Raw genomic sequence first — 446 nt, forward strand, 5'->3', positions numbered from 1 at the left:
CCCTTGATGAGCTATCAGGGCGCATTCATCAAAGATCCGACGACCGAAGAAATTCACCAGAACCTTACAGTCTCCAGCCTGGGAGCAGAGCAACTTTTAGACTATTTTGAGCATCCCGACCTGCGGCACAAAATTTCAGTGCACTTCTACATCAATGACGAGCTGTACGTGCGTGAAATCACAGACGGGACGAAAGAATACGTTCAGCGCTCCCTGATTCAACCTATTCCGGTCGGAGATTTGCGTAAAACCCTTGCGACAGAACCCACCAAAGTTTTGGCGCTTTGCGATGATCCAAACCTAATTGATACACTACTGCTAGACTTGCAGACCCATTACTCTCCTGAAGAGTTTTACTTTACCAAATCTGTTGCGACCTTTTTAGAAGCAACCCATCCTAAGGTCAATAAAGGAGCTGCTGTCCGTTATATTGCGGAAGATCTATT

The 446-nt window shown here is 46.2% G+C and carries 1 protein-coding gene; it reads left to right on the plus strand.

From position 1 onward, the window contains the following. Positions 1-446 (plus strand): HAD hydrolase family protein (locus tag MUA00_RS00175; RefSeq protein WP_271130447.1); only part of this gene is annotated, 446 nt, incomplete at both ends.

It is taken from the genome of Dryocola boscaweniae (genome assembly GCF_025215095.1).
GTDB classification, from domain to species: Bacteria; Pseudomonadota; Gammaproteobacteria; order Enterobacterales; family Enterobacteriaceae; genus Dryocola; species Dryocola boscaweniae.